17 protein-coding genes and 2 tRNA genes are annotated in these 26694 nt (G+C 40.0%); 10 read left to right on the top strand and 9 right to left on the bottom strand.

Features of this window, described 5'->3' with window-relative positions:
* Positions 1 to 211: 211 nt before the first annotated feature.
* The 4 genes from AC1M85_RS02055 to AC1M85_RS02040 all read right to left on the bottom strand — a co-directional run bounded on the left by AC1M85_RS02055 (position 212) and on the right by AC1M85_RS02040 (position 6322).
* Entirely contained in the window at positions 212 to 2125 is a 1914-nt protein-coding gene (locus tag AC1M85_RS02055; RefSeq protein WP_488213461.1) for an ABC transporter permease, read from the bottom strand.
* Positions 2125 to 3288, bottom strand: coding sequence for an efflux RND transporter periplasmic adaptor subunit (locus AC1M85_RS02050; protein WP_481587336.1), 1164 nt, complete (start codon positions 3286 to 3288; stop codon positions 2125 to 2127). Before AC1M85_RS02050 ends, AC1M85_RS02055 begins: the two co-directional genes overlap by 1 nt.
* A 213-nt stretch (positions 3289 to 3501) precedes the next feature.
* Entirely contained in the window at positions 3502 to 5151 is a 1650-nt protein-coding gene (locus tag AC1M85_RS02045; RefSeq protein ID WP_488213460.1) for an acyl-CoA dehydrogenase family protein, read from the bottom strand.
* A 151-nt stretch (positions 5152 to 5302) separates the two neighbouring features.
* Positions 5303 to 6322, bottom strand: a complete 1020-nt coding sequence (locus AC1M85_RS02040; RefSeq protein ID WP_081403219.1) for an AraC family transcriptional regulator — start codon at positions 6320 to 6322, stop codon at positions 5303 to 5305.
* A 108-nt stretch (positions 6323 to 6430) separates the two neighbouring features.
* Between AC1M85_RS02040 and AC1M85_RS02035 the strand changes: the two genes are divergently transcribed.
* Both AC1M85_RS02035 and AC1M85_RS02030 read left to right on the top strand, forming a co-directional pair.
* Positions 6431 to 8668, top strand: a complete 2238-nt coding sequence (locus AC1M85_RS02035; RefSeq protein WP_488213459.1) for a fatty acid desaturase — start codon at positions 6431 to 6433, stop codon at positions 8666 to 8668.
* 426 nt (positions 8669 to 9094) lie between these two features.
* Positions 9095 to 10615 carry a catalase gene (locus AC1M85_RS02030; RefSeq protein WP_488213458.1) on the top strand — a complete coding sequence of 507 codons (1521 nt, stop codon included), beginning with the start codon at positions 9095 to 9097 and terminating at the stop codon, positions 10613 to 10615.
* Between the two features lie 46 nt (positions 10616 to 10661).
* Here the strand turns inward: AC1M85_RS02030 and AC1M85_RS02025 are convergent, their stop codons facing one another.
* Positions 10662 to 11783: an MBL fold metallo-hydrolase gene (locus AC1M85_RS02025; protein WP_092766704.1), complete on the bottom strand. Its 1122-nt coding sequence runs from the start codon at positions 11781 to 11783 to the stop codon at positions 10662 to 10664.
* Between the two features lie 681 nt (positions 11784 to 12464).
* On the opposite strand from AC1M85_RS02025, the gene hcaR reads away from it, so the two are divergent.
* The gene (gene hcaR, locus AC1M85_RS02020; RefSeq protein WP_092766703.1) at positions 12465 to 13370 is read left to right on the top strand and encodes a DNA-binding transcriptional regulator HcaR; all 906 of its coding nucleotides are present in this window, start codon (positions 12465 to 12467) and stop codon (positions 13368 to 13370) included.
* 43 nt (positions 13371 to 13413) lie between these two features.
* On the opposite strand, the gene AC1M85_RS02015 is transcribed toward hcaR, so the two are convergent.
* Both AC1M85_RS02015 and AC1M85_RS02010 read right to left on the bottom strand, forming a co-directional pair.
* Positions 13414 to 14082 (bottom strand): HAD family hydrolase, encoded by a 669-nt coding sequence (locus AC1M85_RS02015; protein ID WP_092766702.1) that lies wholly within the window; start codon positions 14080 to 14082, stop codon positions 13414 to 13416.
* Positions 14083 to 14208: 126 nt separating this feature from the next.
* The gene (locus tag AC1M85_RS02010) at positions 14209 to 15174 is read right to left on the bottom strand and encodes an RluA family pseudouridine synthase (protein WP_481588736.1); all 966 of its coding nucleotides are present in this window, start codon (positions 15172 to 15174) and stop codon (positions 14209 to 14211) included.
* 758 nt (positions 15175 to 15932) lie between these two features.
* On the opposite strand from AC1M85_RS02010, the gene AC1M85_RS02005 reads away from it, so the two are divergent.
* From AC1M85_RS02005 to AC1M85_RS01990, 4 genes are all read left to right on the top strand, one after another.
* Positions 15933 to 19310: an Rne/Rng family ribonuclease gene (locus AC1M85_RS02005; RefSeq protein ID WP_488213457.1), complete on the top strand. Its 3378-nt coding sequence runs from the start codon at positions 15933 to 15935 to the stop codon at positions 19308 to 19310.
* A gap of 205 nt (positions 19311 to 19515) precedes the next feature.
* On the top strand, positions 19516 to 21357 hold the full coding sequence (locus tag AC1M85_RS02000; RefSeq protein ID WP_092766700.1) for a long-chain-acyl-CoA synthetase: 1842 nt from the start codon (positions 19516 to 19518) through the stop codon (positions 21355 to 21357).
* A gap of 130 nt (positions 21358 to 21487) precedes the next feature.
* A tRNA-Lys gene (locus AC1M85_RS01995) sits at positions 21488 to 21563 on the top strand.
* A 19-nt stretch (positions 21564 to 21582) separates the two neighbouring features.
* Positions 21583 to 21658, top strand: a tRNA-Lys gene (locus AC1M85_RS01990).
* 91 nt (positions 21659 to 21749) lie between these two features.
* On the opposite strand, the gene AC1M85_RS01985 is transcribed toward AC1M85_RS01990, so the two are convergent.
* Positions 21750 to 22361: a hypothetical protein gene (locus tag AC1M85_RS01985; RefSeq protein ID WP_051586498.1), complete on the bottom strand. Its 612-nt coding sequence runs from the start codon at positions 22359 to 22361 to the stop codon at positions 21750 to 21752.
* Between the two features lie 271 nt (positions 22362 to 22632).
* Here AC1M85_RS01985 and AC1M85_RS01980 point away from each other — a divergent pair, with 271 nt between their 5' ends.
* The 3 genes from AC1M85_RS01980 to AC1M85_RS01970 all read left to right on the top strand — a co-directional run bounded on the left by AC1M85_RS01980 (position 22633) and on the right by AC1M85_RS01970 (position 25333).
* Complete coding sequence (locus AC1M85_RS01980) at positions 22633 to 22896, top strand: PspC domain-containing protein (RefSeq protein ID WP_481588636.1); 264 nt, start codon at positions 22633 to 22635, stop codon at positions 22894 to 22896.
* Positions 22897 to 23043: 147 nt separating this feature from the next.
* On the top strand, positions 23044 to 23826 hold the full coding sequence (locus AC1M85_RS01975; protein WP_092766698.1) for a sulfite exporter TauE/SafE family protein: 783 nt from the start codon (positions 23044 to 23046) through the stop codon (positions 23824 to 23826).
* Positions 23827 to 23923: 97 nt separating this feature from the next.
* Positions 23924 to 25333 carry an SLC13 family permease gene (locus tag AC1M85_RS01970; protein ID WP_488213456.1) on the top strand — a complete coding sequence of 470 codons (1410 nt, stop codon included), beginning with the start codon at positions 23924 to 23926 and terminating at the stop codon, positions 25331 to 25333.
* 69 nt (positions 25334 to 25402) lie between these two features.
* On the opposite strand, the gene AC1M85_RS01965 is transcribed toward AC1M85_RS01970, so the two are convergent.
* The gene (locus AC1M85_RS01965; RefSeq protein ID WP_035264211.1) at positions 25403 to 26512 is read right to left on the bottom strand and encodes an HPP family protein; all 1110 of its coding nucleotides are present in this window, start codon (positions 26510 to 26512) and stop codon (positions 25403 to 25405) included.
* Positions 26513 to 26694: the final 182 nt, after the last annotated feature.

Here is a 26694-nt window from a genome sequence, read left to right as displayed (position 1 = left end):
TGCAACAAGGCGAATTAAAAGCTTCTTGAGGCAGAAGAAGGATGAGAAGTACTTACGGTTTAGTAAGTAAAAAAATTGAATTTGCAGTTAAAATATTAGACTGATTTGCAACAATAAATTCCACGATAAAAAATGTTAACTTTAGTATCTTGAACTTTGAATACCTGTTAATACAGACAATACTCACTGAACAGCCATCTCTAATTTTTTCTTATTCATGGGCTAAGGCTTCAATTGGTTTTAAGTTTGCAGCACGTTTAGCGGGCATATAACCAAAGATCAAACCAACCAGCGTTGAAAATAGCAGTGCGATAATAGCAACTGACCATGAAAATACCATCTTATAATCTGAGCTAATCGCATTAAAAATAAAACTGGCGATCAAGGCGATCGCAACACCAATTACGCCACCAATTAAACATAAAACTGCAGATTCAATCAAAAACTGAGCCTGCACATCACTTTGGCGAGCACCAACTGCTATTCGTAAGCCAATTTCCTTAATTCGCTCGGTCACAGAAACGAGCATGATATTCATCACACCAACGCCACCTACGACCAATGAAATAAAGGCTACTGCAGAAATAAAGAAAGTCATCGTTCCTAAATATTTTTCAAAGGACTTCATAGACTCATCGCTGTTGTATATATCAAAATCCTCCACACCATGACGAGCAATCAATAGTTGCCTCACTTTCTTTTCGGCTTTCACTGAGTCAGTATTTTGATGTAGTACCGCAGTCAGCAGATTGACATTATCACTACTTGAAATTTGCGACATCAATACATTATAAGGCATCCAAATTTGTGAAGAACCTGAGCTATATTGAGGTTCAGCGATTCCAACAACTTCATAAGAACGCTTATTAAATAAGACTGTTTTACCTAAAGCTAATTTTTGCTGTCCAAATAATTTTTCAGCAGCTTGCTTATCAATCACTACGATTTGGGAGCGCTGTTCAACATCGCTCTGTGTAAAAAAGCGACCATGTTGAACTTTCATGTTTCTAATTTTTAAATAAAAACCATCTGCACCTGTTGCACTCACATCAATATTACGATTTTGATAAATCATGTTCCCGCTTAAACTGACATGTGGAGAAACATGGGTAATTTCTTTCATCTCATTGAGAGCATTTAAATCATCCATATTTAAACGGCTGGCAGATGCAGCTAAAGCTGTTCCCCCCGGATAAATCTCAAGTGTTGCTGTTTTCAATCCTCCCCAATCATTCAAAAACTTTTCTTTTGCGCCATTACCAATGGCAATGACAATGATGACTGAGCAAATGCCAATAATAATCCCTAGCATGGTCAAAAATGACCTTAAACGATTGGCGAAAATTGAGTGCAAAGACATTTTCATCGCTTCATACACTTGGGAAACAAAGCTGAATTTCATGTCCGCATGAAAAACTTTTGATGGAGAAACTTGCCCTAAAGATTTACGCTGCGTATCCGAAAGAATGCGTCCATCTTTAATTTCAATGACACGATCTGCACGTTCTGCAATACTTTTATCATGAGTAACTAAAATAATCGTATGCCCTTGACGGTGTAAATCTTCCAAAATTTGCAAGACCATTTCACCACTTTCAGAATCCAAAGCGCCTGTGGGTTCATCGGCTAAAATAACCTCACCACCATTCATAAGCGCGCGGGCAATACTGACTCGTTGCTGCTGTCCACCCGACATTTCATTGGGTTTATTGTCACTCTTATCAGCTAAACCGAGCTGAGCTAAAAGTTGCAGTGCTCGATCTGCACGGTTTTCTGCATTCAAATTTGAATAAATCGCGGGCAAGGCGACATTCTCTAAAGCAGATAAAGCATTCAATAAATTATAGCGTTGGAACACAAACCCAAAACTTTTTAAACGTAACGATGAAAGCTCATCATTACTCAATAAGGAAATATCTTGTCCACGAAACAGAAACTGTCCTGAAGAGGCTTGATCCAAACATCCAAGTAAATTCATTAAAGTAGACTTACCTGAACCTGATTGCCCAATAATCGAAATAAACTCACCCTGTTCAATACTGAGACTGACATCTTTTAGGATGTGTTGTTGATTATTTTCTGGACCTACAAATTTATTTATTTTTTTTAGTTCAATCAAACTCATTAAGTATCGCCTGATGTATTCGCACTATCGTCAGGTGCCTCTGCCAAAATTTTTTCACCCAACTTTAAACCAGACTTGATTTCAATATCATTTGAGTCAGAAATTCCAGTCACGACTTTTCTTGGTTGAGGTTTTGTATCAGGTTGATAGAGGTAAACAATGGCATCTGATCCATATCCAATCACCGTTGTTTTCGGAATTTTCAGCACATTCTTTTTTTGATTTACAATAATGTCATTTTGGGTTGTCATACCGATACTGAGTTTACGCTCAGGGTTGTCCACCAACATTCTTGCATAGTAGAACACTGCTGCATTCGCATTTTCATTTTTATCGTCGTAAGTTCCTTTGGTCAGGGTCGTTAAAGCAGGATCAATACTTTGAATCACACCATCTAATTTCACATTGGGGTCTGCCAAGGTGCTAAATTTAACTGGCATGTTTTCTTTTAATTTAGTGTAGTCACCTTCTGCGACCTGCATTCGGATTTCCATCTTATTCAAGTTGGCGATCGTCGCGATCAAAGGTGTCGTTTGTGCAAAGTTAATGGTTTGACCAGCTTCAACAGGCATGGAAACCACGGTACCCGTCAATGGAGAGCGAATCTGTGTGTAGCCCAATTCAGTTTGTGCTGTATTCACATTAATCTGTAATTGTTTCAGCCGATATTCATTTGACTCAACATCTGCAATCGCTTGTTTAAGCTGATTATTCGCCTGTTCGAGCTCTTCACGAGAGCCTGCTTCAGCTTTGTATAAGGTTAATTTACGCTGATAGTTTTGTTTTAAAGTTTGTAAAGCGACACGTTTCGCTGCCAAGTCTGCCTTCGCAGCTTCAAGTTCGGCTTTACTGGTATTGAGCTTGTCCAACTGTGTTGTCGAGTCAATTTCAGCGATTAATTCGCCTTTTTTTACATCCTGTCCTAACTTGATATACAGCTTTTGAATTTGACCTGAGACTTGTGCACCCACGGAGACAATATCAGATGCATAAATTTCACCTGTGGCTTTAACAATCTGCGTTAGATCACCTTGAGTGACTTCAACGGTCTGCGGTTCTGGCTGCTTTTTTTGTGACTGAATATAGAAATAAACAGAAAGAGCTAAAGCAACCAATACCACTAAGACCAAAAAATACTTTAATTTTTTTGATTTTTTTTGCATGTGCATAATGACGAATAATCTTTATTGAGGAGATAACTTTTGATCAACATGTTTTATTCACTTTAATATGATCAAAATTTAAAAATTTTTAATGACACGATTCTAGTGAATTCTATTTTTTCACACTGTCGTACTTATTTATTTTTATGTATCGATAACAGCCAACCGCATCTATGTGTTGGCTGTCTATCAGAAAAGGGTTTTGGAAAATAATTAAGCGGCAAATACTCGATTTAAAATTGAGGTCACATCTACTTGTTTAGGATCAAGCATTCCCACCACTTGACCATGAAATTTTTGATAACGCGTCGCAATAAAAGCATTGGCAATAAAATCTGGCGCATAACGTTTCAGCAATACTGCTTGAGAGAGCACAACCAAACGACTGACTAAGCTTCTCCCCATAAATTGTAAATCATCAGGTTCCTGATGAAATAATCTAAACAGTCCCTGCAACTCTTCATTAAGTATTTTGTCGTGACTTGCAGTAGATGCTAAATCTTTAAATAAATGCTCGATTGATTCAGGATCACGTGAAATAGCACGAAGCACATCGAGACACATGACATTACCTGACCCTTCCCAAATGGTGTTCACAGGTGCTTCTTTAAAGAGACGAGCCATGATGCCATGTTCAACGTAGCCATTGCCACCAAAGACTTCCATCATTTCACCAGTCATTTCTACTGCTCTTTTACAAACCCAAAATTTTGCTGCTGGTGTCATGATACGTTTCCATGCCAAACAAAGTTCACTGTCATGTTCATAACAATGAGCCAAATGGAAACTCAACTGCATTGCCGCTTCAGTCTCTAAAGCAAGATCTGTGAGCACCGACCGCATTAATGGTTGCTCAATGAGTCTCTTACCAAATGCTTGACGTTGACGTGTATAGGCAATGCTTTGTACTAGGGCCTGACGCATAATGCCACTTGAACCTACCGCACACGTTAATCGGGTATAGTTTGCCATTTCAATAATCGTTGGAATGCCGCGTCCAGCCTCCCCCATCATAATGCCCCAAGCCTCTTTAAATTCGACCTCAGAGCTGGAGTTGCTGCGATTTCCAACCTTCTCTTTGAGTCGTTGAATATGAATCGCATTTTTTGTGCCATCTTCCAACCATCGCGGAACAAAGAAACATGCCAAGCCATCATGCTCAGTTTTAGCAACAACCAAATGTGCATCGCACATAGGTGCTGAAAAAAACCATTTATGCCCAGTTAGTAAATAAGCTTGTCCTCTTCCAGACTGCCCAACTGGAACAGCTGTCGTTTCATTAGCACGCACATCAGAACCACCCTGCTTTTCAGTCATGCCCATTCCAATCCAAATCGATTTTTTCTGAGCAATTGGTAAATCACGTTCATCATATTCAGTGGATAAAAGTTTATCTCCTAGCTTTTTCCACAGCTCAGGTTCTTTTTGAATCAATGGAATGCTGCCCAAGGTCATTGAATTTGGACATAAGTTTCCACACTCCACTTGACCACTGAGGAAGAATTTTGCTGCCCAATCCACCCAACCAGATTCTTGAGTAAAATTTAGAAAAGGATGTGCATGAACCGCATATTTACGATTTAACGCCATCCATTTGTGCCATGAAGGATGAAATTCAACAAAATCTGCCCGCCTGCCTCGAGCATCAAAACTATGTAAAATAGGAGGATGTTTATTGGCAAGATCAGCATGGTGATAAAAGCTTTCACAACCTACGACTGCGCCAAACTCACTTAAATGGACTGAGTTTCTACTGCCATAACGCTGTAAGATTTCTTGTAAGATTGGATCTGTTGTATATAGATTGTAATCTTGAAGCTCATCAAATTGATTATGTATTTGATGTGTCATCCATGCCGACATAAACGCACCCTCTTTGGAATTTTTATCTATAACTTCATTATTTATATTATCGAGTATAGCTTTTGAAAGTAGATTATCTAGTGCAAATGATGACCTAAATTGTCATTAAATTTTTATTAACGTCTTAATATGATCTCAGTATTGTGTTCTGCTATTGTTGCATCATCTTTCTATATTTTGCTGGTGGCATACCCTTACAGCGCTTGAATGCTCTAGAAAAAACAGATACTTCTGCATAACCCAACCGTTCAGAAATTTGATCTATTGTGAGATCAGTACCCAGCAATAAATCATCTGCCAAATCCTCACGTAAATTTTTAACCAATTGGTGAAACGTAATCCCTTCATTGGCTAAATTGCGCTGAATGGTACGAACATTGACAGCTAAAGCTTTGGATATATCTTCAATCGTCGGCATTTGTGATGCATTCTTTAATAAAAACTCGCGTATTTTTTTACTATAGTCCCCTAAGCTTTTTCGGCGTCGAAATACATGCTCACACTCTTTTTGGTAACGGATAAAAGTGAAGTCATCAGCTTGACGCAATGGGGTAAGCAACAATTCAGATTGAATCGTGATTCGACTTTGTGGTTTCTCATAAAAAATAGGATAACCAGTTAATTCTTCTATCTGATTTGCATAGCAAGGCTTGGTCATCGCTAAATCTATCTGAAATGGTAATTGAGCACCAAGAATGTCATTTTGAAGTGTGATGATGGTCGCAATATCTCTTTCTAAAATAAATAATTGCATATCAGCACTTAGGTCATGATGAAATAAATTTAAATGTGTAAATTCACCATCTTCTTGCAAAGCCACATCAGAAAAAATTGCGCCTAATTTCAGATATCGTATCGCGATCAGCAACGCTTCTCTGACATTGGCACTACTTAAAATTGCAAATCCCCAAGCCCCTAATGTGGTGGTGTGATGTCGAAGCCCAGCTTCGAGCGCAATGGGATGTTCATCAGAGATTAGATTCAGAATATTTCTGATGATCTGTAATTCATTTCGCTCTTGGATTTCAAAATTTTCTTGATAAAGATCTTGTTTCGTCAGTTGTGTATTTTCTAGGCATTGCTCAAAAGTAATACCGTAGCTTTCTGCAACATGACATAGTACCCGAGCTGTATTCGCTTCCCTTAAAAACTTCCATGAATTAAGCATCATTATTCGCGTTTTTATTTGTCATCTAATGTCAAATTTAACTGTTTAATTATCATTCTACAAGTGAATTCAATCTCTTATATTCATAAATAAAAGAAAATGGAATTTTTTATGAACATGTATGCCAATCTTGTTGAGGAACAGCAAAGCCTGGTCAATGAACTCACGGCGTTATATCAAAAAACCAAAGCCGAGATGAACGACCAAGATATTGATCATATTCGAAATGTTGCTGCATATTCAAAGGCTATAAAATTACGCAGTGAGCAACTTATTCGTGAATGTATAAGTTTAGAATCTTGGGGACGGGGCATTATTCTGGGTTGTTTACACACCCTACTCGAATTTTCAGAGCTCGGTCATAACATCATGCACGGAAGTTATGATCACCTCCCCCAAGCAACCGAGTTTCATTCAGAACGCTGGGTATGGGACTTTGTGACTGATCCTCGTGAATGGCGCGTCATGCATCATCAAAATCATCATCCATTTACCAACATCGTTGGCAAAGATCATGATTTAGGGTATTCCTTTTTAAGAAGCTTGGCAGGTCAAAGCTGGTACGGGCATCACAGTGTTCAATTGCTGATTTACAGTGCGCTGATGATCACTCCATCCTACTATTTCACACTCTATACAGCCACATCAGCAGCACGTACAGAAGGTCGAAAGATCCTTTCCAAAGAAACCTTTACTCAATCACTTCGTCTCATAAAAGCTCATGCTCAAAAACAGTTTATTGAAGCACCTGTCGCTGCAAAATGGTCAAAAAAATTACCTGTTTTTATCGGAAATTATCTTACAACAACGATAGGCTATGGTTTTTTACTTCATATCCTCTTCTTAGAACATCACGCTGAAAATTTGGAGCTTTATTCAGATCCTGGACCTGATGAGACGCAAGAAGAATATTTCATACGACAGATTAAAAGTACCACCAATTTTATCCCATATGCACCGCTGGATCAGTTTCTCAAAAAAATCCTTGATGATGAGGTCCCGTATCCAAATCCACCTCCATTTGAAATCTTTTATGGCGGATTAGATACACATCTTGAGCATCATTTATTTCCAGATTTAGCATGTAATCGTCAAAGACAAATCAAAGCTGTAGTACGTAGTATTTGTGAAAAATATCATTTGCCTTATCACAATTCACCCATGGAAAAGCTGATTCCAGCGATACCGCTCAGCCTCATTAAAAGAACTCTACCTTTTGGTAATCAAGAAAAAAATAACCCTTTCAAATTACTCATTCGACCAAAAGAATTATTAAAACGTATCAAACGAGGAATTCAATATCAGCCACCCTCAACCATGACATATTTACACAAGCCACAGCTCTATAATGCGTCGGCAAAAGTTATACAAGTCGAAATACAGCTTAATGGTCAAGTCAAAACACTCAAAATGAGCAAGCCTCAAGGCTGGGAACATTTAAAATGGCAGGCAGGTGCATTTATTTCATTAAGCTTTGAAATAAATGGGCAAACTTATATTCGTCAATACAGCTTATTGCATGAAAGCCAAAGCGCAGATGGCTATTTTGAAATAGCAGTGAAACGTACACCTGCGGGCATCGTTTCTCACTATATTCATGATCATGTTCCTGTAAATACAGAGGTGACGATTGTAAGTCCACCACAATCTACACCTGATTTTGTTTTAGACGCCCTCCCGCCGAAGTTAATCTTTATCGCAGCAGGAGTCGGTATTACACCAATTTTAAGTATGTTAAGAAAATATCAGCGTATCGAAAGTAAAGCTGAAGCTCATTTGTTTTACTTTAACCACGATGAAAACTCTATTTTGTTTGAAAATGAGATTCGTCAAATCGCGGGGCATTCGAATTTGAATGTTCACTTCATCTGCTCCAAAGTTCAGAACGAGTCGACATCTGATTTACGACAAGGACGTTTTAGTCTTGAAATTTTCCAACCTTATATTCGAGATTTTAAATGCCAACACGTATATGCCTGCGCCCCTCAAGCATTAATCGATTCTGCTCGCCAACAACTTATTCAAGCAGGCGTTAAAGCAGCAGCATTTCACACAGAAAATTTTAAACCTGCTCCTCTCAGTTTTGAGTCTGATGGGGTTACACGTCGAGTGATTTTCAAAAAGAGTAATTCAAGTATCGACATTGAAGGGAATGTCACTTTACTTGAAGCCGCGCGTCAAGCTGGACTGAAACTGCCAAGCGGTTGTCAACAAGGTTTATGCAAAGCCTGTGTATGCACTAAATTGGAAGGTCAAACTCAGTTAGAAGTTGACTCATCCACTATTCAACATCGCATTACCCTATGCAACACTGTAGCTCGCTCACCAATCATTGTGCTTGATGTTTAACAAAGATTCTTAAGTTAATCGCCGTCATGAAGTAATCATGCAATGCTTCATGACAGTAAGATTCAAACACTTAAACAACCAAACTTATGATTCATATCCAAGAATTGCACAACCAAAACCTTACTGTAAATCATCGTTAAATCCTTTTAACCTGAACCAAATATTCTATTGGTGAATATTCAAATAAACCCTTAATTTATATGAGGGTAATTGGAATTTTATTTACAAATTAAACTCTCCAATTGAACGCATCATGATTTATGATGAATTTGTAAACTCAATAAAACACACATTCTTGTCACAATGTTGCTTTAGAATGATCGAACAAAACGGTTCATGTCTCTGGTATTGGAAGCGCTAGATCTTATAAAAGTGAATGCTCAGCCAACCATCAAGAAAGACATATATTATAAATGGAGAATGAATATGAGCGATGACTCAAAAAAATGTCCTGTCACCCACTTAACAACTGATGCTGGTGCTCCTGTAGTAGACAACCAAAACAGTATGACAGCAGGTGCACGTGGTCCTTTACTTGCACAAGATTTATGGCTGAATGAAAAACTAGGTAACTTCGTTCGTGAAGTGATTCCTGAGCGTCGTATGCACGCGAAAGGTTCTGGGGCATTTGGTACCTTCACTGTTACCCATGATATTACGCAATATACTCGCGCTAAATTATTCTCTGAAATCGGTAAAAAAACCGATATTTTTGTGCGCTTCTCTACAGTTGCTGGCGAACGTGGTGCAGCAGATGCTGAACGTGATATCCGCGGTTTCGCAATGAAATTTTACACTGAAGAAGGTAACTGGGATTTAGTAGGTAATAACACTCCAGTTTTCTTCTTACGTGATGCGCGTAAGTTCCCTGACTTAAACAAAGCAGTAAAACGCGATCCTAAAACCAACAAACGTAGTGCAACCAACAACTGGGATTTCTGGACTTTACTTCCAGAAGCATTACATCAAGTGACGATTGTCATGTCAGACCGCGGTATCCCAGATGGTTACCGTCACATGCATGGTTTTGGTAGCCATACCTTCAGTTTTATCAATGCCAACAACGAACGCTTCTGGGTTAAATTCCATATGCGCACGCAACAAGGCATTAAGAATTTAACTGATGCAGAAGCTGAAGCGATTATTGCGAAAGATCGCGAAAGTTCTCAAACTGACTTATTTGATGCGATTGAACGTGGTGATTTCCCGAAATGGAAAATGTACGTCCAAATCATGCCTGAGCTAGATGCAGAGAAAGTTCCATATCACCCATTTGACTTAACCAAAGTATGGCCTAAAGGGGACTATCCTTTGATCGAAGTCGGTGAATTCGAACTTAATCGTAACCCTGAAAACTACTTCCAAGACGTAGAACAAGCTGCCTTTGCCCCAAGTAACTTAGTGCCAGGCATCAGCTTCTCACCTGACCGTATGCTTCAAGCACGTCTGTTCAACTATGCAGATGCTGCACGCTACCGTGTTGGTGTTAACCATTATCAAATTCCAGTGAATGCACCACGTTGCCCTGTTCACTCAAACCGTCGCGATGGTCAAGGTCGTACTGATGGTAACTATGGTGCTTTGCCACACTATGAACCAAATAGTTTCAGCCAATGGCAGGAACAGCCACAATATAAAGAGCCACAATTAAAAATTTCTGGTGCGGCAGATTTCTGGGATTACCGCGAAGATGACAATGACTATTTCAGTCAACCACGCGCATTATTCAATCTCATGAATGATCAGCAAAAACAGGCTTTATTTGACAATACAGCCGCAGCAATGGGCGATGCATTAGATTTCATTAAGTATCGTCATATTCGTAACTGCTATGCTTGTGACCCAGCATATGGCGAGGGTGTTGCAAAAGCATTAGGCATGACCGTAGCTGATGCACAGGCTGCACGTGCAACTGACCCAGCACAAGGAAATCCAGGCTTACTTTAATTAATATCTCCATAAAAAAACCGCTGTTATCAGCGGTTTTTTTTATTCAAACAATTAGTTTTTTACCTTCCCGAATACAATAAAACGGACTGATAAATTTAGATGCATTTTTCATCGCTTGGTGCAGATCCAACTCAGGTTGATTCCGATCTTCATCTGTTAACTGAAAAGTACGATAGTGAATCGCTAGTGAACGTTTTGCGTGTAAATCTTTATGTGCTTGGAATGCATCAGCAGGATTCATATGTAGATATTGCATCAATACTCTTGGTTCATATGCACCGATTGGCAGTAAAGCAATCCTTGGTGCACCTAAGCGCTGGTGAATCTCTTTAAAATGTTGTGCATAGCCTGTATCACCAGCAAAGTAACAATGACCATGCTCAGATAAAATTGAAAAACCACCCCATAATGCAAGGTTTTGATCACGAAGCCCTCGACCAGAACCATGTTGGGCAGGCGTGTAGACAATTTTAAAATCTTTGAATAAGGCAGACTGCCACCAATCCATCTCAATCACATGAAATGCTTTCGGTAAATAGGCTGCATTTCCTAGACCTGTATAGATCGGCATAGCAAATTTTTGATGTAGCCAATTCAAACTCGCTAAATCCATATGATCATAGTGATTATGACTGAGTAATACTGCGTGAATCTGTGGTAAATCTTCAAGTGCAATCCCTGCAGGGATAACACGTTTCGGTCCACTCCCGTGCTTTGGGCTTACATAATCCGCCCATACAGGGTCGGTTAAGAAGTTATATGGACCAATTTGAATTAAAACCGTAGCATGACCAACAAACCATACTTGCCAATCTTCTAAATCTGCATGCGGACGAGCCTCAGGCTTAGCACGTTTGGTTTGAATAAAGTCCTGTTGCTCTTTCGCGAAATCACCTTGCCAGGTAAAGCTTTTACGAGCCATCAACCATTTATATAAATTCCATTGGTTGAGCTGTGCAGGACGTGGTTCCTGATTAACGAATCTTTGCCCATTATGGTGATCCAGTGAAACCAATTTAAGTTTTGGTTTAAACCACACATGCCGAATACAATCTTCAGTCTTTAGTTGATAGTGCAGATTAGAATCTTGCGGCTTCCGTCCAACAACAAGTGTAGACTCTGGATTACTCGAAGTCGTCGTTGGAATATCAGTCAAATTAGACATAATAAATGTAAGCACCTTAAACCGAAGCGATTTTGAAATAGTTGATTATTCAGTTATATAAATAGATTATGTTCATCATCTATTCGCATTTTTAAATTATGTTTTTAAAAGATACACTGTTCGTGTTTCATTTAAGACAACATCAATCTCAATTCCCATGAAGTGGTTATAATTTCATCAATAAATTGTGAAATAGAACACCAATCATCCCTCTATTATTCATCATATACAACTCAGACTTTCTTTTTGTTTATGATTTTGTTGTTTTTTTCTGATTTTTGATGTTTTTTTAATCACCCACAGAAATCTTAAATAGAGGAAGTTAAATTTTGTTTAGGATGTGACTTAACGCTGAACAACTGATCTCCCAAAGCTTCAACGTACTTTTCTCTACATTATTATTTTTCATAGACTTAAAGCCGAAACAATTGGTTTCAACTTTAATAGATACAATCTTTTCTAAACCTATACAAATCAGTCACTCATTCACGATGAGAGTTCGATCTTGAAATCTAAAATTTCTATCTAAGTAAGAAATTAAATGCATGTAAATTTTAAAATACAAAAAAATGCTTCATTCACTAACTAAATACCAAAATACATCTACTTATTGATCAATTTCACTTATACTCATCTTTAGCAACATTAAGACATTTTTTAGATTATTCTCTGGAAGGCTATATGGAATTACGGCATTTGCGCTATTTTATTACAGTTGCAGAAGAGCTTAATTTTAGCAAAGCTGCACTTAAGCTCTACACAGCACAGCCTTCACTCAGCCAACAAATCAAAGATTTAGAAGAAGATGTTGGTGTGCGTTTACTAAATCGAACCAAACGAAAAGTTGAATTGACCGAAGAAGGCGCTGTGTTTCTGGAACAGGCGAGACTCACCATTGCTCAAGCAGAAAAAGCAATTAATATGGCGCGCCAAGTGTCTAAAGCAAAACAAAAAATGCTACGCATTGGTTTTGTGCCAGTTGCAGAAATGAAAATCTTTCCTTATGTATTACCTAACTTACGTGTTCAAAATCCCGAATTAAAAATTGAATTACAAAGCTTAAATAATATTGAGCAATTCAAAGGCATAAAGAAAGGTGAATTGGACATTACTTTTACTCGTCAACGTTTAGATTCTGAAGAGATCGAGAGTCGCTTTGTACTCCGTGAGCCTTTAGTTTTTATTCTGCCTAAAGATCACCCTTTGGCAAAGTACGATCGTATTCCTGTAAAAGCGCTTGATGGCATTGATTTTGTGATCCCTTCAGATGAGCAATCTAAGACCCTGCATGACACCATTTTAGGCTTTGCTGAACAAAATGGTGTTTCTTTTAAAATTGTTCAAAAAGCTGACAATATCTTGTTTAACATTAACTCTATTGGTATTGGCTTAGGGTGTACGATTCTTCCTGGCTATATTATGCCACTTCTCTTGGAAAATAGTGTGACTCGTCCACTCGATGTAGAGCTACCTTCGCTTGATCTCTTTGTAAGTTATCGCAAGAATGCCACTGGTATTGCTGTGCAAAAATTTATGGAGTTACTTTCAAAAGTCTTTTATTTAGACTTTAATCAAAGTTCAACGTGAATAAAAAACCCGCTGAATTGAGCGGGTTTTTTATCGATGTGATTTAGCAAGCAACTGACTGATTAATCAAATTTTTTAAAAGTTGATGTAATTCATCAATGGAATCCACGACCGCAAGTGGATGATATTGCTGTAGTACCTCAGGTACATGAACGCCATACGTCACCCCTACACTTGGCATACGAATATTCAATGCCATTTCAAGATCGTATGAAGTATCTCCTACCATTATCGCTTGATCTGCATTAAAACCAGTTTCGGCTAAAATTTCAGCCAACATCAACGGATCTGGTTTTGATTTTGTTTCACTGGCTGCACGTGTCGCTGAAAACAAACTCACACTCTGAGTTTGCCCCAGTACTCGATCTAGCCCCTTACGACTTTTTCCTGTCGCAACAGCCAAATGAATACCTGACTCTTTGAGATCATGCAACATTTCAGCCACACCATCAAACCAACGATCATGTTTCGAGTGCTCAACATAATGCGCTGAATAAGACTGTAAAATTGCCTCGTGTAAATCAGGAACCTGAGGAAATAAAACCTGCGCTACTTCAGGTAATCCTAAGCCAATAATGCTTTTAGCATCCTCATCAGTCAAAGGTTGATTAAATTGTTTGGCGGCAAATTTTAAACTTTCAACAATTTGACCCACTGAATCAAATAAGGTGCCATCCCAATCAAAAATAATGAGTTTTACCGCTGATGTCATATTTTGTATCCTAATTTTGATCGGGTAGATGCCATTTAAATATCATATTGACATATTAAGATCTCATCGTTGCATGACCTCGTCATGACACAATGATTCAATCCTTACACAACCACTGAGACGCAATCAGTCTTGTTGAGACTGCACTACAGGTTTATCCGCTTTTTGTGCGCGAAGTTGTGCAACCAGGCTTTGCATATCCTCAGGCAATGGTGCTTCAATTACTGGATATCCAGGAATCTCTAAGCGCATTGCGTGTAAACATAAACGACGTGGTTTAGGTCCACGATATTCCGTCTCATGCCCGTACTTTTCATCACCCACCAAGGGATGACCAATACTGAGTCCATGTACGCGAATTTGATGTGTACGACCAGAAAGCGGTGATGCATACACGAGTGATGCATGCATAAAGCGTTCTGCTACCTTCCATTGGGTTTTTGAAGGCTTTCCTTCTTTAGATACACGCACTCGACGTTCACCATTGGCTAACTCATAGCGATGTAATGGTGCATCGATTAATTGGGAATCTAGTGTTACTTGGCCTTTCACCACAGCAGCATAAGTTTTTTGAATCTTGTGTTCACGAAGCATATCTTGAAGTGTTTTTAATACGCTACGCTTTTTAGAAATCATCACCAAGCCTGAAGTATCTCGGTCAATACGATGGATCAGTTCTAAATATTTTTTCCCTGTCGCTGCGCGTAAGCCTTCAATTAAGCCATACGCCACACCACTTCCACCGTGCACCGCAATCCCAGAAGGTTTGTTCACCACTAAAAGACCTTCATCTTCATAAATCACACGGCTTAACAAGCCCTGCGCGACTTTGTCTGATACTGGAGCTTGAGATTCATCTTTTTGTTCATAACGAATCGGTGCAACACGGATTTGGTCGCCAATATTCAATTTAGTTTCCGCTTTCACACGCTTTTTGTTGACCCGCACCTGACCTTCACGAATTAAACGATAGATTCGACTTTTCGGTACTCCTTTAAGACGAGCGAATAGAAAATTGTCGATGCGTTGCCCCAATTGGTGCTCATCCACTTCAAACCAAGTGACGCTTTGCCATTCTTGCGTAGAATTCATACAGTTACGTTGACCTAAAAAAATACTAAATTCGATTAAAAACTGATCATTTAGACTACCCAATTGACTAGAAATGTCTGTGTAGCCCATAGGCAGATGATCTAAGGTTTGCTATAGTCAGCGCACGGATACCGCCGTAAGTGAACATTTGTTTAGAGATTTCAAAATTTTGAAATTCAAACTAAATTTTTGTTTAGCATAAACTCGGAATGGTCCCAAAAGAATATGCCAACGCCGAAGGCTTATTATATCGGCAAAAAGACAAACTGTTGCGTTTAATTGTGCTTTTGCACATAAATCAGTTTGTTTAAAAAAATATGTCGCCAACAAATTATGTTGGTTTTTAAACGTTAACTGATACACATCAGAATGGTCGCAACCTGATTTCTCATTCAGGCTATAACGTTAGATGCATTGGATCTGCACAATTTGTAAAGATACGACGATAATTCCGTATCAAGACACTCTATCAAAAAATTGAAGAGATGATCTTCGAGCAATGTGACAGTGAAAGTAACGAACATCCAATGCACCGTTAGTCCGCCAGTGAATGTTCAGGCTTCTTTAATCAGTGACAGGATTAAAGCCGTATTGCCATCATCAATACGTGAATCAAAATACCGAAGCCCATCAATAAAGGCCGGTAATACACTTAGATCAATCTAATTATGGTGATCTAGGAATTGATCCATGCGGGTTGATGTTCGCTACGTAAATCGCGATGTTTTGCTTGTGTATCACTATTAGGTGTTACACCCATGAAACGTATGTTGATCAATGCAACACATGCCGAAGAAGTTCGCGTTGCACTCATCACTGGTCACCGTCTTTACGATTTCGATTTAGAAAATCGTACTCGTGAACAAAAGAAAGCCAATATCTACAAAGGTCATGTGACTCGCGTTGAGCCATCTCTTGAAGCTGTGTTTGTAGAATATGGTGCAGGCCGTCAAGGCTTCCTTTCAATGCGTGAAATCGCAAACTCATATTACAAAGCTGACCCTCGTCAAACTTCAAACATTCGTGAGTTAATCACTGAAGGTACTGAACTTTTAGTTCAAGTTGAAAAAGAGGAACGTGGCAACAAAGGCGCTGCTCTCTCAACTTTTATTTCCCTTGCTGGTCGTTACTTGGTCTTAATGCCAAACAACCCGAAAGGTGGTGGTATTAGTCGTCAAATTTCTGGTTCAGTTCGTGAAGAATTGAAAGAAATGTTGGCGTCTTTAAATGTACCTCGTGGGATGAGCGTGATTGTACGTACTGCAGGGATTGGTCGCTCACAAGAAGAGCTGCAACTTGATCTTCAGCACCTTCTCGATCTTTGGGCACGCATCCAAAGTACAGCAAATTCTGGACCTTCTCCAATGTTGGTTCATCAGGAAGCTGGTGTAGTTACTCGTGCAATTCGCGACTATTTACGTGATGATGTTGCAGAAATTTTAATTGATTCTGAACAAGCTTATAACGAAGCCTATAACTTTGTTAAAGCCGTGATGCCGAACCAATTAGACAAGTTAAAAACATATACTTTGAATGAGCCTTTATTTGCTCATTTTGGTATCGAAAGTCAAATTCAAACAGCTTACGAGCGTGAAGTGAAACTTCCTTCTGGTGGTTCAATTGTCATTGACCAAACAGAAGCATTGGTTTCGATCGATATTAACTCTGCAAAATCTACTCGTGGTCACGATGTAGAGGAAACTGCGCTTAGTACTAACTTAGAAGCAGCAGAAGAGATCGCTCGCCAACTTCGCTTACGTGATATCGGTGGTCTGGTCGTGATTGACTTCATTGATATGACCAAAGAACGTAATCAACGTATGGTTGAAGCGAAACTGCGTGAATCAACTCAAAGTGATCGTGCACGTATCCAGTTCGGTCAATTGTCTCGTTTCGGCTTAATGGAAATGAGTCGCCAACGTTTACGTCCTTCTTTAGAAGAAGCGACTGGCTATGTATGTCCACGTTGTCATGGCACAGGTATGGTTCGTGACTTACGCTCTCTTTCACTTTCGATCATGCGTAAAGTTGAAGAAATTGCACTTCGTGAGCGTCAAGGTGAAGTTCAAGTAGAAGTTCCTGTTGAAATTGCAGCATTCCTTCTCAATGAAAAACGTCATAGCCTCGTGTATTTGGAGCAAACTTCAAATGTACGTGTGACTGTACTCCCACACCCGCATTTAGAAACGCCACATTACGAAATCTCGTATAATCCGGAAGGCTTTGCACCAACCAGCTATGAACGTACTGAAGCGACTCGTTCTAGTGAAAAAGAGTTGGGTTATGAGTCTTCAGAATGGCACTTAGAAGAAGAGCATACAGCTCCACCTACGCATGCCCCTGTAACGCAGGAAAAAGGCAATAAGCGTCATAAAAATAACCAAAATGCTACACAACCTGCGGTAGCGCAAAAAACTGCCCCAGCAGTAGCTGCTCCAGCAACTAGCCCATGCGCATGGTTAGAAAATCTGTTTGTTCAAAAACAAGCGAGTACGATTGATCAATCTCGTACAGCCAATTCTGCAGCGGCTGCAATTGAACAAATGGTGAACGGTGGTGCCGTAAGTCGTGGTCAATTCGGTCAAATTGCACCTGTGACACCTGTGGCAATTGAAGCATCTGCACCAGTTGAAACAAATGCGTATATTTCACATACGCCTGTTGCGAAAAATGATACACGCGACCAAGAACGTCAAGCTGAAAAAGACGAGCGTCCACAACGTCATAACAAGAAAAATCGCAATAAGCAACGTGACACACGCGAAGTTAACGCAGATCAACATGTGATTGAAGAAGTTGTACAGGCACCTCGCCATGAACAACGTCAAGACAATCGTCATGAGTCACGCAATGAAAACCGTCATGAGCAACGCCAAGAACAGCGTGATCAGAAACGTCATCAAAAGCGCCCTCAACAAAACGAGACAGCTTTCGAAGCACAAACTGAACAAGCTGTGCCACGTCGTGACCGTAATGCACAACGTCCACAACGTCCAAATCGTCACCGCGATCAAAGTGTATTAAATCAAGAGCAATCTTCAGCACCTGTTGCTCCAGAAGCTCAAGTTAAAGTTGATTTAATTGATGTACCTCGTAATGATGAGCTTAAAACAGCGTTAGTGGTTAATGTTGATCAAGCACAAAGTGAGATTGTTGCATTAACGCCTGAAGTAGCAGCACCTGTAGCAACTGCTCCAGCACCTGTTGTGACAGACGCTGAAGTGTCAGCACCTCAAGTGGAAATTACGGTTGATGAACCTGTCATTGAAGCTGAGGTTAAACCTCAACAAGCACCACAACGTGCAAGTAACGACCCACGTCAACGTCGTCGTAACAAGCATCAACATGACCAGAAAGCAAAATCAGATGCGCCGAAGCTTCGCCCTTCACAAGTGCCAGCTTTAGCACAACATACGGTTTTAAGCTTAATTCAACATGTTTATGGTGCGGATTGCTCTGTATTGATTGAGCAGTTTGGATTAATTCCAACCTTCAATCGCGCATTGCAAAAGTTCACTGAACAGTATGCAGCGAGTTTAAATACTCAATCTGCTGAACCTGCTACTGAGAAAAAACCAGTAACACGTGATGTCGCTGTTCAACAAGCTCCAGCTGAAAAAGAGCCTGCACCTGTGTTGGACTTAACACCTCCAAAACCAGTGTCTGATAAGCGTGTTGCAAACGATCCACGTGAGCGTCGTCGTCTTGCAAAACTTGCAGCAGAGCAAGCAAAACAAGCGCGCCTTGAAGAAGTTGCAGCACAAGAAGCCGTGAAAGTTGAAGCACCTGTTACGGATGCTCCACAAGCAGCTGATGCAACATCTGAAGTTGCACATCAAGAAACAGCAACACAGACAGCTGAAGTGACTCAATCTGAAGTGAAGACTGAAGAAAAAGTTCAAACTTCTTCACAACAGCAACCTGAAGAAAAATCTTCAGAATCAACTGAAGTTGCGTCTACAGAAGCAGAAACTGCGAAAGTTGAAGTGGCGGAAGTTGCCGTAAGTGCTGAGGATAAATCTGCACATGCTGAAGCAGATAAGGATGATGCAGAACAGCAGGAAGAAGATAAACCTGTTCGTCCGCGTCGCCCTCGTGGTCGCCCACCAAAAAAAGCAACACCATCAGCTGAGTAATTTGCTTAAACTACATTAGCTTTTGACAAACCTAGTCATTACGGTGGCTAGGTTTTTTTGTTATGGTCTTTAAAGTTTTGACTGAAAAATCCTGTTCAGAATTGATCAATTTTTCAAAATGGATAAGATATTCAGTGACAAAACCAAGTAAAAAACTTGCGAAAAATTAAAGACTAAACGGAATATCACAAAAAATAGGACCAGTATGAGCCAGACTTATCAAAACGATCTCATTGGAATCAAAGACGTAGCAGCACGACTCCCACATTTGGTCACGAAGTTGCCAAATATTCTTGTCGGGCTCAAACAGGCTTATTTACGTACTCCTAAAACGCCAGCAGGTCTTGCCCTCGCTTTTGAGCGTGCAGCGCAAAAAAATCCTCAAGGTATTGCGCTGTTATGTGAAGATCAGAAATATACCTACCAACAACTAAATGATTGGGCAAACCAAATTGCACACTACTACATCGCTAAGGGTGCAAAAAAAGGTGATGTGATTGCGGTCATTGTTGAAAACCGTAGTGAACTTATTGCCACCGTCATTGGTCTTGCAAAAATTGGGGTTGTTTCAGCACTCGTCAATACGTCTCAAACAGGTAAGGTACTTACCCATAGTATTAATTTGGTTAAACCAATCGGCGTAATAGTCGGTGAAGAATGCCGTGAAGCTGTAGATGAAGTACGCGAACAACTGACTGTCGCAAAAGATAAGCTCTATTGGCTGGCTGATCAAAATACACGCCAAAATGCTGGTCAAGCACCTGATGGCTATCATAATCTTGCACAAGAAATTTTATCTGAATCTAAAGATAATCTAGCTGAAACACATAAGGTGACTGGTGCTGACGGCTTATTCTACATCTATACGTCTGGCACAACAGGTTTACCAAAAGCCGTAGTCTTTACCAATAGTCGTTGGATGTTAGCGTATGGCACATATGGTCATGTCCTTAATCTAAATAAAGATGACGTTATGTATGTCACTTTACCGCTTTATCATGCTACAGGCATGGTAGTGTGCTGGTGTGGTGTAATTGCTGGTAGTTCGACACTAGCGATTCGTCGTAAGTTCTCAACCTCTTCTTTTTGGAAAGATGTTCAAAAATTTAATGCTTCAGCAATTGGCTATGTTGGTGAGCTATGTCGCTATCTTCTAGATGCTCCTGAATCACACCAAGATCGCAATCATCGCGTCACCAAGATGATTGGTAACGGCATGCGTCCAAATATTTGGGATAAATTTAAAAATCGCTTTGGTATTGAAGAAGTGCTCGAACTTTATGCTTCAAGTGAAGGCAATGTCGGCTTTTCCAATATTTTAAACTTCGACAATACCGTAGGTTTCTCTCCTATTCCTTATGCCATCATCCAATATGACAAGGAAAAAGAAGCTCCTATTCGCGATGCAAAAGGTCATTGTATTAAAGTCAAAAAAGGTGAAACAGGCTTATTGATTGGTAAAATTACCAATCGCTCGCCATTTGATGGTTATACCGATCCAGAAAAGAATAAATCCTCGATCATGCATGATGTTTTTACCAAAGGAGATTCTTATTTCATCACGGGTGACCTTGTGCGAGATATCGGGTGCCGCCATGCTCAATTTGTTGACCGTCTCGGTGATACCTTCCGCTGGAAAGGTGAGAATGTCTCTACAACTGAAGTTGAAAATATTTGTAGTGATTATGAAAAGATCACAGAAGCAGTGGTATACGGCGTTGAAATTCCAAATACTAATGGTCGTGCAGGTATGGCAGCCATCACTTTAGCAGAAGGTGCTGAACTGAATGAGCAAGATTTATCCGATATGGCTCAGTTCTTTAAGAAATCTTTGCCTAGCTATGCAGTTCCAGTGTTCTTACGTGTACAGAAAACACTCGAAACAACAGGAACATTTAAATATCAAAAGAGTAAGTTAAAGGAAGAAGCTTATTTTCCAGACAAAACTTCAGATCGTATTTTGGTTTTATTACCAAATGAAGATGCATATTGCGATTTAAATGAAGAGATTTTGAAAAATATTGAACAGTATAAATATCGTTTTTAAGTTAAAATCGATTGTTTTTTGGCTAGAAAACACGAAATTGTGTCATTTCTAGCCAAACGTAACAAAGTTTTATATTTTTTACTTGCGCTACTCAAATAACTTGCTAAAATACGCAACATCAAAACGAGATGGGTCGTTAGCTCAGTTGGTAGAGCAGCGGACTTTTAATCCGTTGGTCCCGCGTTCGAGTCGCGGACGACCCACCACTTATTTTGAAACCTCTATGGGTCGTTAGCTCAGTTGGTAGAGCAGCGGACTTTTAATCCGTTGGTCCCGCGTTCGAGTCGCGGACGACCCACCAGATTCTTAAAAAAGCCTTTCATCTTGAAAGGCTTTTTTATTGCCTGCAATATACTACAAGCTACCCTCATAGAGTATCAATTCTTATATCTTCAAAGCTTTTGACGTTGCAAAGTATATGCACGTGACGGAAGCGGATTGTCTTTAAAGAAAGTTTGGTTCACTTGCGTTGCATTGGCAATTTTATCAAGATCCATGACCATATTACCCTGCTCATCCAAATCGTAAAAAAATTGAACCCCACTCTCTCTCAAAATAATGATTTGATGGTGATGCGGATCGTACAACCAACGGTCTTGGCGATATTGACGTTGCGTTGTAAATTCAACCTTACCACGATGCATAAAAATACGATGAGCTGTGCCATCAGCCAATAAATTGATAATAAACTCAGCTTCACCCTTATCACAACGAGCAAAGCCATCATCACATTGCATCGTGGTTTGGTAGCGACCTACAAATTTCTGCCATTCTTTAGCAACAGACTGCGGTGTTGTATCCGCTTTTTCTTGAACTGGAGGGCGTGCCTTACCTGCAACATTCGTTAATGAGTTAGAAGACTCAGGCGTATGCGACTCCTGAATTTGGTTGATGTGTTCAATATGTGGCGATTCATTCTGGCTACATGCCGCAAGTGCAATATTCATGATGGCGATAATGCTGAACATTGAGATTGAATGAACTTTAAAATTTAAATTCATCATTTTATATCTTGAGCCATTTCATAAATTGCGATGTATAAAAATATTATCCTTATAAAATAGGGATATACAAGTATTAGCATGTTCTGTCTAATTATCCAGAACCTATACCACATCAAGGTTTTATCTTTTTCATTACATAAAATTACGATATTTTGTGAATAATCTCCTTTAAAACTAAAAATTATTCTCCATATAAAATGTATAGACAAACGTTAAAGAGAAATTGCGAAGTCTATTTCATGACTATTTTTTGGTTCTAAAGGAGAACTCAATGGCCAATGTTGGTTTATATCGCTCAAACCGCTCTAACATGATTGCTGGTGTGATGGGCGGTATTGCTGAACGTTTTGGTTGGAATGCGAATTTATTACGAATTATTTTTGTTCTAGTGTCAGTGATGAGCGCTGCATTTCCAGGAATTTTAGTGTACTTAGTTCTTTGGTTAGTGATGCCAAAAAATAAAGTTCAGCACGAACATTCAAATGCTTATGATCGTCCAATGCGCACTGTACATCAGGACAGATCACCGCTTTAACTTGAGTTTACCCTCAATCACCCACACAACCTCGGGTGAGTTTTTTAACACGATAATTTCCCCCAATTATCGTGTTTTTTTTATTCTCATTTTGCATCTTTCTCAAAATAGCGCTAACTTGAACAAAACAATAAATATGGACAATCAATGGCACAGTCGGAATGGATGGTATTGTGGCTATGCGCACTGGCCGCATTATTACATGGCCTGAGCGGTTTCGGCTTTCCCATGATGAGTACCGCCGTACTCTCTACTCAACTCCCGCTCAGCCTCGCTGTCACTTTGGTCATTCTTCCCTGTCTCATTTTAAATTTAATTCTGCTAACTGCTCACCCTCAGTATTCAATATGGCAGAGCATTCAACACTACAGCATAAGATTTTTTCCCCTTATTCTAAGTAGCTTAGTTGGCAGTCTGCTTGGGGTGAAACTTTTATTGTGGCTCAATGAAGGTTATTTAAAGCTTTTACTTGGCATGGTGATGGTACTGTATGTGATTGATCAATTACGACAACATTCATTCACCGTCAGCCCGTCAGTGCTCAATATGCTGATATTCGGTCTGTTAGCAGGCATTATCGGTGGTGCTACCAATGCAATGGCACCATTTCTAATGATGTATTTACTCAGCTGTCAGCTGAGTAAAACCGATATTGTGATCGTGAGTAATTTAAGCTTTATCGCCAGCAAATTGATACAACTCCTTCTACTTTACCCAATTTTGGTCAATATTGATGAGCATCAACAACTTTTAGTCATGTTGATCTGTGTTTTTGCAATATTTGGGGTATGGATCGGCGGACTGATCAGGCAACACATCTCTCAACAGTTTTTTAAAAATACAGTATTGATCCTATTACTTTTGCTCGGTATTCAAGCCCTGTGGCAAAGCTATAATTTATTAGAGCAATCGATTTCATTGTTTGAATAGTATATTTTGAAAAGTGATAAGGATATTCATTCTTCAGAATTAAGAAGTTTAATACATACAACTATAAAACCTATAGCGATATTCAAAAGGAGCGAATATGACGGAACAACTCGCGACCCCGACCAACATGATGCCAAAAGGGCTGATCAAAGGTTGGGGGTTGATACTGATCGCCGCTTTTATTTCTTATGGACTCTATCAAGTCTTACCCTATGATGAAAACGCCAATAAAGGGTTGGCATTACTTTGCTTTATCGGCATTTTATGGCTGACTGAGGCCATCCATATCACGATTACCGCCCTATTGGTACCCGTACTCGCGGTTCTTCTCGCGATGCCTATGGCTAAAGGCGATGAGCTTATACCAATCACAACACAAGCGGCATTAGCTACATTTGCAGATCCTGTGATTTTTTTATTTTTTGGTGGCTTCGCATTGGCGACCGCGTTGCATATTCAAAAGCTGGATAAAAAAATTGCGATGTGGATCATCTCTATGTCTGGTGGTCATCTCGGCATCTCTGTAATGGCGATTTTTGCTGTAACAGCACTTTTATCTATGTGGATTTCAAATACGGCGACTGCAGCAATGATGCTTCCACTTGCCCTTGGTTTACTTTCACATTTAGATGTCAGTCGAGATCGAAAAACATTTGTTTTTATCCTGTTAGGTATTGCCTATTCTGCAAGTATTGGTGGCTTAGGGACCATGGTTGGCTCTCCACCAAATGCAATCGCGGCTAAGGCTTTAGACTATGATTTTGCAGATTGGATGAAAATCGGTTTACCGATGATGATGCTTATTTTACCTGCCATGCTCTTGAGTCTTTATTTGGTACTTAGACCTAAGCTCAATCATAAAGTGCAATTTGTGACTGAGGATATTCCTTGGACGGGTACTCGAATTGCAACAATGGTATTGTTTGTCTGTACGGCTATTGCTTGGATCTTCAGCAAAAAGCTGACCGAGAACTTTGGTATTTCACAACCTGATACTTGGATTGCTGTTTTGGCAGCATGCTTGGTCGTGATTATCGGTACTGCAACATGGAAACAAGTCGCTGAAAATACAGATTGGGGCGTCTTATTTCTATTTGGAGGTGGTTTAACCCTCAGTGCAATTTTAAAAGATTCAGGCAGCTCATTGGTGCTTGGTCAAACGCTTGCCAATGCCTTTGGTGATGCCTCCCCACTCCTCATTATTTTCGTCGTTGCTACTTTCATTATCTTCTTGACTGAATTCACCAGTAACACTGCATCAGCTGCACTGTTAGTACCAGTATTTGCAGCGATTGCAGATCAAATGGGCATGCCTAAGGAAATTTTAGTTATTGTGATCGGCATTGGTGCTTCTTGTGCATTTATGCTTCCTGTTGCGACACCACCGAATGCGATTGTGTTTGGTACTGGCCATATTCAACAAAGTGAAATGATGAAAGTCGGCTTTGTCCTGAATATCATGTGTATTTTCTTGGTTTCCCTGTTTATTTACTGGTTCTTTATCTAAGTTTAAATAAATCCAGATTCCAAATAAAAAGCACCCTTGGGTGCTTTTTTAGGACAATCTAAAACAGTTTTAAGCTCTCATTTTAAAATGGTTTAGTTCCTGATTCAGGGCAGCGATAATATCTGCACGGCTAATAATTCCGACCAGACGCTGCTCGCTCACTACCGGGATATAGTTAAAAGAACGCTCCACAAAATAGGGCACCAGATCCTGAATCGGCTGCAATGGCTGCACTGTGACTACCTTGCGGGTCATAATATGTTTGACCTGATGTTCCCAGCTGCTGCGCACATCTGCAGCACGTTTAAACCATTCTACCACCTGATACATGGCCAGCGTTCCCACCAGCTTGCCTTCCGCATTAACCACCGGCAGGCTCATCAGGTTCATCTGCTTAAACTTGTCCAGTGCATGCTGAATATCATCATTGGCATGCAAGGTCACCACGTCTTTGGTCATAATGTCCTGACAAGTAAACTGGTTGACCGCACGGGCATTGGCTCGGTCCTGCGCTTCCAGAATAATCTTTTGCAGGTCATATTCACTAATGTCCAGCAGCTCGGTTTGCTGATCTAGTACTTCCTGAATATCTTGCGGCTGAATAGTGACTTTCTGGGTCGGGGTCGGATCTTTGGAACGGGTATTCAATTGCGCCTGCTGCGGATAACGCTTGCCAATCATTCGATTAAAGACGATCGCAATTACCATCAATAAGATCGAATTCAGCAGCACCGGATAGAAAACGAAAGCATAGCCGAGTTCATGGACCGCATTGCCGCCGAGTACCGCCGTAATGGCGACAGCACCACTGGGTGGATGTAGGGAATCTGTGGTCATCATCAGGATAATGGCCAAGGCCACCGCCAGACTAAAAGCTTCAGTCGGACTGGCAATAAACAAGGCACAGGTCACACCCACTACCGCAGCAATAGTATTACCTACCAGAATATTCCAGGGCTGTGCCAAGGGACTGGCCGGAACTGCAAACAGCAGCACAGATGAGGCCCCCATCGGCGCAATATACCAGGCTTCAAAATCACCCAGAATCCATAAACTCAGTAATGACGATACCGTGAGACCCAGTAGTGCCCCAATACCGCAGAGTAAACGGTCTTTGAGTGGAAGAACTTTAAAATTCGGTTTTAAGGTATTGAGCCAGTCAAGATTGGAATGGAACACGGCGCGCCTGATTTTAATGTTTACAGATTTTGCTCATTATAAAACTAGTCGCTTTAAAGATGTATTCATTTTATATCTTTTAATTACACTTAAATGGATGCTGTTTAAAAAGCCAAGTCTCTCTCCAGGCAACAGTCATCCATCTAGTTCTCTTTTACGGTTCAACTCCTCATAGGATTTTC

The organism is Acinetobacter sp. 24-47-64 (genome assembly GCF_057737055.1).
This window is presented reverse-complemented; position numbering and strand designations above follow the sequence as displayed.

What these genes read in the sequence shown, in the direction of transcription:
- AC1M85_RS02055 (WP_488213461.1), bottom strand. Translation starts at nt 2,125, where the DNA reads ATGAGTTTGATTGAACTAAAAAAAATAAATAAATTTGTAGGTCCAGAA.
- AC1M85_RS02050 (WP_481587336.1), bottom strand. Translation starts at nt 3,288, where the DNA reads ATGCAAAAAAAATCAAAAAAATTAAAGTATTTTTTGGTCTTAGTGGTA.
- AC1M85_RS02045 (WP_488213460.1), bottom strand. Translation starts at nt 5,151, where the DNA reads ATGTCGGCATGGATGACACATCAAATACATAATCAATTTGATGAGCTT.
- AC1M85_RS02040 (WP_081403219.1), bottom strand. Translation starts at nt 6,322, where the DNA reads ATGATGCTTAATTCATGGAAGTTTTTAAGGGAAGCGAATACAGCTCGG.
- AC1M85_RS02035 (WP_488213459.1), top strand. Translation starts at nt 6,431, where the DNA reads ATGAACATGTATGCCAATCTTGTTGAGGAACAGCAAAGCCTGGTCAAT.
- AC1M85_RS02030 (WP_488213458.1), top strand. Translation starts at nt 9,095, where the DNA reads ATGAGCGATGACTCAAAAAAATGTCCTGTCACCCACTTAACAACTGAT.
- AC1M85_RS02025 (WP_092766704.1), bottom strand. Translation starts at nt 11,783, where the DNA reads ATGTCTAATTTGACTGATATTCCAACGACGACTTCGAGTAATCCAGAG.
- hcaR (WP_092766703.1), top strand. Translation starts at nt 12,465, where the DNA reads ATGGAATTACGGCATTTGCGCTATTTTATTACAGTTGCAGAAGAGCTT.
- AC1M85_RS02015 (WP_092766702.1), bottom strand. Translation starts at nt 14,082, where the DNA reads ATGACATCAGCGGTAAAACTCATTATTTTTGATTGGGATGGCACCTTA.
- AC1M85_RS02010 (WP_481588736.1), bottom strand. Translation starts at nt 15,174, where the DNA reads ATGAATTCTACGCAAGAATGGCAAAGCGTCACTTGGTTTGAAGTGGAT.
- AC1M85_RS02005 (WP_488213457.1), top strand. Translation starts at nt 15,933, where the DNA reads ATGAAACGTATGTTGATCAATGCAACACATGCCGAAGAAGTTCGCGTT.
- AC1M85_RS02000 (WP_092766700.1), top strand. Translation starts at nt 19,516, where the DNA reads ATGAGCCAGACTTATCAAAACGATCTCATTGGAATCAAAGACGTAGCA.
- AC1M85_RS01985 (WP_051586498.1), bottom strand. Translation starts at nt 22,361, where the DNA reads ATGATGAATTTAAATTTTAAAGTTCATTCAATCTCAATGTTCAGCATT.
- AC1M85_RS01980 (WP_481588636.1), top strand. Translation starts at nt 22,633, where the DNA reads ATGGCCAATGTTGGTTTATATCGCTCAAACCGCTCTAACATGATTGCT.
- AC1M85_RS01975 (WP_092766698.1), top strand. Translation starts at nt 23,044, where the DNA reads ATGGCACAGTCGGAATGGATGGTATTGTGGCTATGCGCACTGGCCGCA.
- AC1M85_RS01970 (WP_488213456.1), top strand. Translation starts at nt 23,924, where the DNA reads ATGACGGAACAACTCGCGACCCCGACCAACATGATGCCAAAAGGGCTG.